This is a genomic window from Burkholderia sp. Ac-20345 (assembly GCF_017104825.1).
GTDB lineage: Bacteria > Pseudomonadota > Gammaproteobacteria > Burkholderiales > Burkholderiaceae > Burkholderia > Burkholderia lata_B.
The window spans coordinates 1-10,483 of the sequence record NZ_JAAGPO010000275.1; the positions used below are offsets into that span (position 1 = coordinate 1).

The window sequence follows — 10,483 nt, forward strand, 5'->3', positions numbered from 1 at the left end:
TCTCGCGGCGCTGATCGACGGCAGCGCGAGCGCTGCGTTCGCGCACGACGAGCCGGGCTCGCACTACGAACTGACGACCGTGCGTACGCGCGCCGAACGCTCGGGCGACGGCTGGGTGCTGACGGGCGCGAAGGGCGTCGTCGACCAGGCCGCGCAGGCGGCGTTCTTCGTCGTCAGCGCGCGCGTGTCGGGGCACGACGACGATGCGGCCGGCATCGGCCTGTTCGTCGTGCCGGCCGACACGCCGGGCGTATCGCTGCGCGACTACAAGAAGATCGACGGCGGCCGCGCGGCCGAAGTGCGCTTCGAGCGCGTCGCGCTGCCGGCCGATGCCGCGCTCGGCGCGCACGACGGTGAAGCGGGCACCGAGCTGCTCGAACGCGTGCTCGGCTACGGGCTGCTTGCGCTGTCGGCGGAAGCGCTCGGCGCGATGGACGTCGCGAAGGAGTACACGCTCGACTACCTGCGCACGCGCAAGCAGTTCGGCTTGCCGATCGGCAGTTTCCAGGCGCTGCAGCACCGGATGGCCGACCTGCTGCTCGAAGTCGAGCAGGCGCGCTCGGCCGTGATCAACGCGGCCGCGCAGCTCGATGCGCCGCGCGTGGTGCGCGAGCGCGCGCTGGCGGCGGCGAAAACCAGCATCGGCCGGATCGGCACGCTCGTCGCGGAGGAGAGCATCCAGCTGCACGGCGGGATCGGGATGACGTGGGAGCTGCCGCTGTCGCACTACGCGAAGCGCCTCGTGATGATCGATCACCAGCTCGGTGATGAAGATCACCATCTCGCGCGCTACATCGCGCTGTCGAAACAGTAAAAGCGAACCACGCGAATGGAGGAGACAAGGATGACGAACGAATCGCGCGCATTGCCGCTGGCCGGCGTGAAGGTGCTCGATTTCTCGCGCGTGCTCGCGGGCCCGTGGTGCGCGATGGTGCTCGCCGATTTCGGCGCGGAAGTGATCAAGGTCGAACATCCGGCGCGCGGCGACGACACGCGCGACTGGGGCTTGAGGATAGGCGACACCGAGACGACCTACTTCAACAGCGTGAACCGCAGCAAGCGCTCGATCTGTCTCGACCTGCAGACGGAAGAAGGGCGGCGGCTCGCACGCGAGTTGGCCGCGCAGGCCGACGTGGTGCTTCACAACTTCAAGTTCGGCGGCGCGGAAAAGCTCGGGCTCGGCTACGACGCGCTGGCCGAGCTGAATCCGCGCCTCGTGCATTGTGCGATCTCCGGCTACGACCGTTCGGGCGCCGAGGCCGCGCGGCCCGGCTACGACCTCGTCGTGCAGGGCGAGGCCGGGCTGATGGCGCTGAACGGCGAGGCCGGCCAGCCGCCGCTGAAGTTCGGCGTCGCGGCGGTCGACCTGTTCACCGGCATGTATTCGGCTCAGGCGATCCTCGCCGCGCTGTACGAGCGCCATGCGACGGGGCGCGGGCGGCGCATCGAGATGGCGCTGTTCGATTGCGGGCTGATGATCACCGCGTACTACGGGCTCGACGCGCTGCTGATGGGCGAGGACCCGCCGCGCTACGGCAACGCGCATCCGTCGATCGTGCCGTACGGCGTGTTCGACGCGGCCGACGGCCCGCTCGTGATCACGGTCGGCAACAACACGCAGTTCGCGCGCTTCTGCGACGCGATCGAGCGGCCCGATCTCGCGGCCGACGCGCGCTACAAGACCAACCTCGGCCGTTCGGAAAACCGCGCCGACCTGCTGCCCGAGATTCGCGGCGAACTCGCGCGCCGGTCGCGCGCGACGTTGCTCGCGGCGCTCGCCGATGCGGGCATTCCGTGCGGCGAAGTGCTCGGGCTGCACGAAGCGCTGAAGTCGGAACGTGCGACGAGCGCGGGGCTCGTCACGCGGCAGCCGCACCCGGTCGCGGGCGGCGTCGACGTGCTTGCGCCGCCGTATCGGTTCGACGGCACGCGGTTGCCGGTGCGCGGTGCGCCGCCGGTGCTCGGTGCCGATACGGACGCGGTGCTCGGCGGCTGGCTCGGGATGTCGGCCGACGAGGTCGCGCGGCTGCGTGCGGATCGCGTCGTGTAAGTCGTTCTTGACCGCCGCGGCGCGGGCGGATTCGGATTGCGCGCCGACTATCCACAAAATACGCCTCGCAACGACGAGGTGAACATGGAGACACCATGGAGCTTTCCGTCATCGAATCGGTCACGGCGCGCCGTGACTACCAGCAGCTCGTGCGTGCGCGGCGCCGCTTCAGCTTCACGCTGACGGCGCTGATGATCGCCACGTACTACGGCTTCATCCTGCTCGTCGCGCTCGCGCCGCACGTGCTTGCCGCGCCGCTGTACCAAGGCGCGACGACGACGGTCGGGATCGCCACGGGCGTCGCGATCATCCTGGTCGCGATCAGCCTGACCGCGTGCTACGTGGTGCGCGCGAACCGTGCGTTCGACCGCCGCGTCGACGCGATCCTGCAGCGTTCGTGACGGAGGCCGACATGCGACGTACCTCGATCGCGCCCGGCGCGCTTGTTATTCCATTCGCTCTCGTTTCCTCCGCCGCGCATGCCGTATCGGTCGCGGGCCCGATGCCCGACAAGGTCGAACTGAACCCGGTCGCGATCGGGATGTTCTTCGCGTTCGTGTTCGCGACGCTCGCGCTCACGCGCTGGGCCGCGCGCCGCACGCGCTCGACGCGCGACTTCTACACGGCCGGCGGCGGCATCACCGGGCTGCAGAACGGGCTCGCGATCGCGGGCGACTACATGTCGGCCGCGTCGTTCCTCGGGCTCTCCGGCATGGTGTTCATGTTCGGCTTCGACGGGCTGATCTACTCGATCGGCTTTCTCGTCGGCTGGCCGTTCGTGATGTTCCTGATCGCCGAGCCGCTGCGCAACCTCGGCAAGTTCACGTTCGTCGACGTCGTCGCGTACCGCTTCGCACAGCGGCCGATCCGGTTGCTGACATCCGCGAATTCGCTGACCATCGTCGTGCTGTACCTGGTCGTGCAGATGGTCGGCGCGGGCAAGCTGATCCAGCTGCTGTTCGGGCTGTCGTACGGCACGGCCGAGCTGATCGTCGGTGTGCTGATGGTCGTCTACGTGTTCTTCGGCGGGATGACCGCGACCACCTGGGTGCAGGTGATCAAGGCCGTGCTGCTGCTGTGCGGCGCGACGGTGCTCGTCGTGCTCGCGCTCGCCGAATTCGGCTTCAGCGTCGACGAGATGTTCCGCCGCGCGGTGGCCGTGCATCCGGGCGCGCTGTCGATCATGGGCCCCGGCAAGCTGATCCGCGACCCGGCCAACGCGCTGTCGCTCGGCATCGCGCTGATGTTCGGCACGGCCGGCTTCCCGCACATCCTGATGCGCTTCTTCACGGTGCCGAACGCGAAGGAGGCGCGCAAGTCGGTGCTCTATGCGACCGGCTTCATCGGCTACTTCTACCTGCTGACCTTCGTGATCGGCTTCTCGGCGATCGTGCTGCTCGCGCAGCATCCGGAGTTCTTCAAGCTCGGCGCGAACGGCACGTTCAACCTGACGCACGACCTGCTCGGCGGCTCGAACATGGTCGCGGTGAAGCTCGCGCAGGCGGTCGGCGGGAACTGGTTCTACGGCTTCATCGCGGCCGTCACGTTCGCGACGATCCTCGCGGTGGTCGCGGGCCTGACGCTCGCCGGCGCGACGACGATCTCGCACGACCTGTATGCGCAGATGTGGGCACGCGGCAAGCCCGACGAGCGCGTCGAGATGCGCATCTCGCGTGCGGCGACGATCGCGCTGTCGGCGGTCGCGATCGGGCTGTCGATCCTGTTCGAGCACGTGAACGTCGCGTTCATGGTCGGCCTCGTCGCGGCGGTGGCCGCGAGCGCGAATTTCCCGGTGCTCGCGATGTCGATCTTCTGGCGCGGGATGACGACGCGCGGCGCGGTGCTCGGCGGCGGCCTCGGCCTCGTGTCGGCGGTCGCGCTCACAGTGCTGTCGAAGTCGGTGTGGGTCGACGTGCTGCACCACGCGCACGCGCCAGTGTTTCTCGACAACCCGGCGCTCGTGTCGGTGCCGCTCGCGTTCATCGGGATCGTCGTCGGCTCGCTCGCGGATCGCAGCGAACGCGCGCGGCGCGAGCGCGAGGCCTTCGCGCAGCAGGAGTTCTACGCGCAGACGGGCGTGCTGGCCGGTCGCGCCGTGCAGCACTGATTATTCAGACGAATAAGCGCATCCGTCCGGATCGCCGGACGGATATTTTCCGGAAATCCGGAATCCCGGATTTCCTTGCCTGCCGCATTATGAGAAATACAATGAAAACAACGGTTTGAGGGGTCCGGGAAACCTGGCATCGACCTTGCGATATAAAACGCACGGCCATCCCCCCGGCCGAACTACTACAGCAAGCAAGGAGACAATCGATGACCACTGCCTTCCTTCCCCTCCGGACGTCCTGAGGCATCGCTTGTTGCGGCACGGCAGCCGCGCGGGCGAGTGAATCTCCCCTGTGACATTCGTCCGCGCGCGTGACGCCGTTTCCATCGGCTCATCTACTTCTGCAGGAACCATCGTGAAGAAGAAACCCTTCTACAAAGTGCTCTATGTGCAGGTGATCTTCGCCATCATCGTCGGCGTGATCCTCGGCCACTACTACCCGGCGCTCGCCACCGACATGAAGCCGCTCGGCGACGGGTTCATCAAGCTGATCAAGATGGTGATCGGCCCGATCATCTTCTGTACGGTCGTCACCGGCATCGCCGGCATGGAGGACATGAAGAAGGTAGGCCGCGTCGGCGGCAAGGCGCTGTTGTACTTCGAGATCGTGTCGACCTTCGCGCTGTTGCTCGGCCTCGCGGCCACGCACATCCTGCGTCCGGGCGTCGGCTTCAACATCGATCCGGCGACGCTCGACGGCAAGGCCGTCGCGTCGTACGCGGCGAAGGCGCACGGGCAGTCGACGGTCGACTTCCTGATGCACATCATCCCGAACACGATGGTCGATGCGTTCGCACAGGGCGAGATCCTGCAGATCCTGCTGATCGCACTGCTGTTCGGCAGCGTGCTCGCGCACCTCGGCGAGCGCGGCAAGGTCGTGACCGACTTCATCGACGGGCTCACGCGCGTGCTGTTCGGCATCGTGCACATCGTCACGAAGCTGGCGCCGATCGGCGCGTTCGGCGCGATGGCGTTCACGATCGGCAAGTACGGCGTCGGCTCGCTGGTGCCGCTGCTCAAGTTGATCGGCACGTTCTACCTGACGTCGGTCGTGTTCGTACTCGTCGTGCTCGGCACGATCGCGCGCTTCACGGGCTTCTCGATCATCCGCTTCGTGTCCTACATCAAGGAAGAGCTGCTGATCGTGCTCGGCACGAGCTCGTCGGAAGCCGCGCTGCCGCAACTGATGGAAAAGCTCGAGAAGGCCGGCTGCTCGCGTTCGGTCGTCGGCCTCGTCGTGCCGACCGGCTATTCGTTCAACCTCGACGGCACCAACATCTACATGACGATGGCCGTGCTGTTCATCGCGCAGGCGACCAACATCGAACTGACGTGGATGCAGCAGCTCACGCTGCTGGCCGTCGCGATGCTGACGTCGAAGGGCGCGAGCGGCGTCACGGGCGCGGGCTTCATCACGCTCGCCGCGACGCTGGCCGTCGTGCCGACGATCCCGCTGTCGGGCATGGTGCTGATCCTCGGTATCGACCGCTTCATGAGCGAATGCCGTGCGCTGACCAACATCGTCGGCAACGGCGTCGCGACGGTCGTCGTGTCGGCCTGGGAGAAGGAGCTCGACCGCAACAAGCTGCGCCAGGCGCTGAAGGGCGGCGGTGAAGTTACGCCGACCGAGACGGCCGGCGTCTGACGCCATGAAGGAGCAGGCGGCGGCACCGCCCGCCGGCGGCGCGGGCCGCGGCGGTCGAGGCGGAGAGGCGGAGGCCTATGACACAATAGGCGATCCGCATCGCCAGGAAGCCTCGACCGTGACGCGCCGTCTGCTCATTCTCGCCGTGCTTGCCGCCGCGCTCGCCGCGGCGTGCACGCTGACGTGGACGATCACCTGGCGGCGCGGCGTTGCCGAGCTGCAGCGCAACGCCGCGGTGCGCGTCGACCGCACCACCAACGCGCTCAAGAGCACGCTCGACCGCTACGAATCGCTGCCCTATCTGCTCGGCAGCCATCCGTATGTGCAGGACCTGCTCGCCGAGCCGAAGCGCGCCGACTACACCGGGCGCGTCAATCGCTATCTCGAAGACCTCAACGAACACGCGCACGCGACCGTCACCTACGTGATCGGCGCGGACGGCCTGTGTGTCGCCGCCAGCAACTGGCGCGCGCCCGACAGCTTCGTCGGGATCGAATACCGCTTTCGCCCGTATTTCCTCAATGCGATGAACGGCCAGGTCGGCCGCTTCTTCGGGATCGGCACGATCTCGCGCGACCCCGGCTACTACATCTCGCAGCCCGTGTGGCGCGACGGCAAGATCGCGGGCGTTGTCGTCGTGAAGCTCAACCTCGAATGGTTCCAGGGCGCCGATGCATCCGAGCCGCTCGTCGTCGTGGACGATCACGGCGTCGTGTTCCTGTCGTCGGTGCCCGCATGGAAGTACCACACGCTGCGCCCGCTCACGGGCCCCGTCGCCGCGTCGATCTACGAGACGCGCCAGTACGCGCAGCAGCCCGTCGCGCCGCTGCCGCTGCGCATCGAGCAGGTGCTCGGCCCCGATGCGGAGATCGTGCGTCTCGGCGCGGCCGGCGTAGGCCCCGGCCTGCGTGCGCCGCGCTACCTTGCGAGCAAGCGCCGGATCGGCGAGCCCGACTGGCTGCTCGTCACGCTCGCGCCGATCGCGCCCGTCGACGCCGATGCGCGCAACGCGACGATCGTCACGGGTTTCGGCTTCGTGTCGGTCGCGCTGCTCGCGTTCTACTGGCGGATGCGCCGCGCGCGCGTGCGCGAAATGATCCGCGGCCGCGCGCTGCTGCAGCAGGCGTACGCGGAGCTGAACCGGCGCGTCGAGGAGCGCACGGCCGACCTGTCGGAAGCGAACGAGCAATTGCAGAAGGAAGTCGGCGACCGGATCCGCGCGGAGCAGGAGCTGCGCGCCGCGCACGACGAGCTGATCCAGGCGAGCAAGCTCGCCGCGCTCGGCCAGATGGCGGCCGGCATCACACATGAACTGAACCAGCCGCTCGCGGCGCTGCGCAGCTTCTCGGACAACACGCGCGTGCTGCTCGATCGCGGCGAGCAGGCGGCCGCGCGCGAGAACCTCGAGGCGATCGCCGCGCTCACCGAGCGGATGGGCAAGATCACGAACCAGCTGAAGCTGTTCGTCGGCCGCGCGAAACCGCGCAACGAGCGGGCGCTCGTCGTGCGCGCGCTGCGCAGCGTGCTGTCGCTGCTCGACGAGCGGTTGCGCGGCGTCACGCTCACGCTGACGCTGCAGGACGCGACCGTGTCGCCCGCGCAGGATGCGCCGCTCGACCTGGCGCGCGACTATCCCGAACTCGTCGCCCGTTGCGAGGACCTGCGCCTCGAACAGGTGCTGATCAACCTGCTCGGCAACGCACTCGACGCGGTTGCCGGGGTTGCGGCACCGGCGATCGAGGTGACGATCGCGGTGTCGGCGGCCACGCTCGCGGTCGAGGTGCGCGACAACGGAAGCGGCATTGCCCCCGACCTGCTGCCGCGCCTGTTCGAGCCGTTCTTCACGACCAAGGAAATGGGGCGCGGGCTCGGGCTCGGCCTCGCGATCTCGTCGTCGATCGCGAGCGACGCGGGTGGTGCGCTGACCGCGCGCAACGCGCCGTCGGGCGGCGCGCTGTTCGTCTTGACGCTGCGGCGCGCCCGCACGCATCATCCGGACTCCGTGTCCGAGCCGGCGGGCTCGCGCTAGACGCGCCACGCCGCCCGCCCGGTCGGCGCACGATCGGTATCAACGACGCCGCGCGCGCTGCCGCCGCGCGGCCCGTCAGGAGCAAGTGAGTACGATGGCCAACCGGCTGCAAGTGATCTATATCGAAGACGATGCGCTCGTTCGCCGGGCAAGCGTGCAGAGCCTTCAACTGGCGGGGTTCGATGTCGCCGGCTTCGAGTCGGCCGAAGCGGCCGAGAAGGCGATCGTCGCGGATACCGCCGGCGCGATCGTCAGCGACATCCGACTGCCCGGCGCGAGCGGGCTCGACGTGCTCGCGCAGTGCCGCGAGCGTGTGCCCGACGTGCCCGTGATCCTCGTCACGGGGCACGGCGACATCTCGATGGCAGTACAGGCGATGCGCGACGGCGCGTACGACTTCATCGAAAAACCGTTCGCGGCCGAGCGCCTGATCGAGACGGTGCGCCGCGCGCTCGAGCGGCGCGAGCTCGTGCTCGAGAACCACGCGCTGCGGCGCGAGCTGGCCGGGCAGAACGTCGTCGCGCCGCGCATCATCGGCCGCAGCCCCGCGATCGAGCAGGTGCGCAAGCTGATCGCGAACGTCGCGCCGACCGATGCGTCGGTGCTGATCAACGGCGACACCGGTGCCGGCAAGGAGCTGATCGCGCGCAGCCTGCACGAGCTGTCGCCGCGCCGCGACAAGCCGTTCATCGCGGTGAATTGCGGCGCGCTGCCCGAGCCGATGTTCGAGTCGGAAATGTTCGGCTACGAGCCCGGCGCGTTCACCGGCGCCGCGAAGCGCCGCGTCGGCAAGCTCGAATATGCGTCGGGCGGCACGCTGTTCCTCGACGAAATCGAAAGCATGCCGCTCGCGCTGCAGGTGAAGCTGCTGCGCGTGCTGCAGGACGGCGTGCTGGAGCGGCTCGGCTCGAACCAGCCGATCCGCGTGAACTGCCGCGTCGTCGCGGCCGCGAAGGGCGACATGAGCGAACTCGTCGCGGCCGGCACGTTCCGGCGCGACCTGCTGTACCGCCTCAACGTGGTGACGATCGCGCTGCCGCCGCTCGCCGAGCGCCGCGAGGATATCGTGCCGCTGTTCGAGCACTTCATGCTCGATGCGGCCGTGCGTTACGCGCGGCCCGCGCCGGTGCTGACCGACCGGCAGCGCGCGAGCCTGATGCAGCGCGACTGGCCCGGCAACGTGCGCGAGCTGCGCAACGCGGCCGACCGCTTCGTGCTCGGCGTGGCCGACATGCCGCAGGAGACGGGCGCGAGCGGCGACGACGCCGACAACGAGCAGACGCTGAAGGAGCGCATCGAGCAATTCGAGCGCGCGGTGATCGCCGAGGCGCTGAACCAGACGGGTGGCGCGGTCGCCGCGACAGCCGACCGGCTGCATGTCGGCAAGGCGACGCTGTACGAGAAGATGAAGCGCTACGGGCTGTCGGCGAAAGGCGAAACCGAGCGCTGAAAAGCAAACGGACCGCGGAACCGGGTTGCCCGGTCGTGCGGTCCGTCGTGCGGGGAAGGGCGCGGTGCGCGGCCCTTCGAGCCGGATCGGGCGGCGCTCAGGCCGCGTTGCTGTCGAGCGCCTTCTTGAGCAGCGCGTCGAGTTCCGCGAACTGCGGGGCGCCGACGTAGCGCTTCAGGATCTTGCCGTCCTTGTCGACGACGAAGGTCGTCGGCGTGAGCTGGACGTTGCCGAACTGCTTCGCGACGCTGCCGTCGTCGAGCGCGACCTTGAACGGCAGCTGGCGCGTTTGCGCGTAGTTCGCGACGTACATCGGCGGATCGTAGTTCATCGCGACCGCGACGAATTCCAGACCCTGACCCTTGAAGCGGTTGTAGGTATCGACCATCTGCGGCATTTCCTGCATGCAGGTCGCGCAGCTCGTCGCCCAGAAGTTCACGAGATAGACCTTGCCTTTCAGGTCGCCTGCAGTCGAGACCTTCTGGCCCGACAGCAGTGTGAACGTGGCGTCCGGCACGGTGGACTTGCCGTTGAACGCGAAGAAGCCGGCAACGGCGATCGCCGCGACGACGACGACGGCGACGATGTAGCGGACGGGGCCGGCGCTGCGGCGGGCGGGGGGCGTGGTGTTCATCTGGTGCTCTCGGAGTCGGTCGATGACGCGGATCAATGCAAAGGACATCGAAATTCGGCGCTCATTTTAGCGCGAATGCGGCGCGCGCACCGGCGGCGGCCACGCATCCCGGAATTCACGTTCGGCGGATAATGCCCGTTTTGCCTGCCCGATCCACGCCATGCCGAAGGAAGTCACCGTTTCGTTGCGCCCCCTTTTTCGTTCGCTGCGACACTTCGCCGCGCTCGCGTGCATGAGCGTCGCGCTGGCCGCGTGCTCGCCGTCGTACGACTGGCGCACGCTGCACAACGACGCCGGCTATACGATCGACCTGCCGGCGAAGCCGACCGTCGAGGAACAGCCGGTGGCGATCGGCGGCGCGTCGATGCCGATGCGGATGCAGGCCGCGCACGTCGACGGCGCGGTGTTTGCGGTCGGCACGCTGACGCTGCCGGACGACCGTGACGACACGCGCCGCGCGGCGCTCGAATTCCTGCGCGCCGGGTTGTCCCGCAACCTCGAAGGCGCGCCGCAAACGGCCTCGGTGCCCGTGCCGCTCGCGGCCGGCGGCGCGGTGAACGGGCTC

The 10,483-nt window shown here is 68.3% G+C and carries 9 protein-coding genes; 8 read left to right on the forward strand and 1 reads right to left on the reverse strand.

Annotation, left to right across the window (positions count from 1 at the left end):
* The 7 genes from G3O06_RS43870 to G3O06_RS43900 all read left to right on the forward strand — a co-directional run.
* On the forward strand, positions 1 to 814 hold an 814-nt coding region (locus G3O06_RS43870), incomplete at its 5' end, for an acyl-CoA dehydrogenase (protein ID WP_205819809.1).
* A 30-nt stretch (positions 815 to 844) separates the two neighbouring features.
* Positions 845 to 2,050 carry a CaiB/BaiF CoA-transferase family protein gene (locus tag G3O06_RS43875; RefSeq protein WP_205819810.1) on the forward strand — a complete coding sequence of 402 codons (1,206 nt, stop codon included), beginning with the start codon at positions 845 to 847 and terminating at the stop codon, positions 2,048 to 2,050.
* A 95-nt stretch (positions 2,051 to 2,145) separates the two neighbouring features.
* Positions 2,146 to 2,451: a DUF485 domain-containing protein gene (locus tag G3O06_RS43880; protein ID WP_174916216.1), complete on the forward strand. Its 306-nt coding sequence runs from the start codon at positions 2,146 to 2,148 to the stop codon at positions 2,449 to 2,451.
* 11 nt (positions 2,452 to 2,462) lie between these two features.
* On the forward strand, positions 2,463 to 4,157 hold the full coding sequence (locus G3O06_RS43885; RefSeq protein ID WP_205819811.1) for a cation acetate symporter: 1,695 nt from the start codon (positions 2,463 to 2,465) through the stop codon (positions 4,155 to 4,157).
* A gap of 358 nt (positions 4,158 to 4,515) precedes the next feature.
* Positions 4,516 to 5,805 (forward strand): dicarboxylate/amino acid:cation symporter, encoded by a 1,290-nt coding sequence (locus G3O06_RS43890; RefSeq protein WP_205819812.1) that lies wholly within the window; start codon positions 4,516 to 4,518, stop codon positions 5,803 to 5,805.
* A gap of 4 nt (positions 5,806 to 5,809) precedes the next feature.
* On the forward strand, positions 5,810 to 7,834 hold the full coding sequence (locus G3O06_RS43895; protein ID WP_205819813.1) for an ATP-binding protein: 2,025 nt from the start codon (positions 5,810 to 5,812) through the stop codon (positions 7,832 to 7,834).
* 94 nt (positions 7,835 to 7,928) lie between these two features.
* Positions 7,929 to 9,284 carry a sigma-54 dependent transcriptional regulator gene (locus G3O06_RS43900; protein ID WP_039346255.1) on the forward strand — a complete coding sequence of 452 codons (1,356 nt, stop codon included), beginning with the start codon at positions 7,929 to 7,931 and terminating at the stop codon, positions 9,282 to 9,284.
* 97 nt (positions 9,285 to 9,381) lie between these two features.
* On the opposite strand, the gene G3O06_RS43905 is transcribed toward G3O06_RS43900, so the two are convergent.
* Complete coding sequence (locus tag G3O06_RS43905) at positions 9,382 to 9,918, reverse strand: TlpA disulfide reductase family protein (RefSeq protein WP_174916212.1); 537 nt, start codon at positions 9,916 to 9,918, stop codon at positions 9,382 to 9,384.
* Positions 9,919 to 10,078: 160 nt separating this feature from the next.
* On the opposite strand from G3O06_RS43905, the gene G3O06_RS43910 reads away from it, so the two are divergent.
* Positions 10,079 to 10,483, forward strand: a 405-nt coding sequence (locus G3O06_RS43910; RefSeq protein ID WP_205819814.1) for a hypothetical protein, incomplete at its 3' end; no start/stop codon positions are given.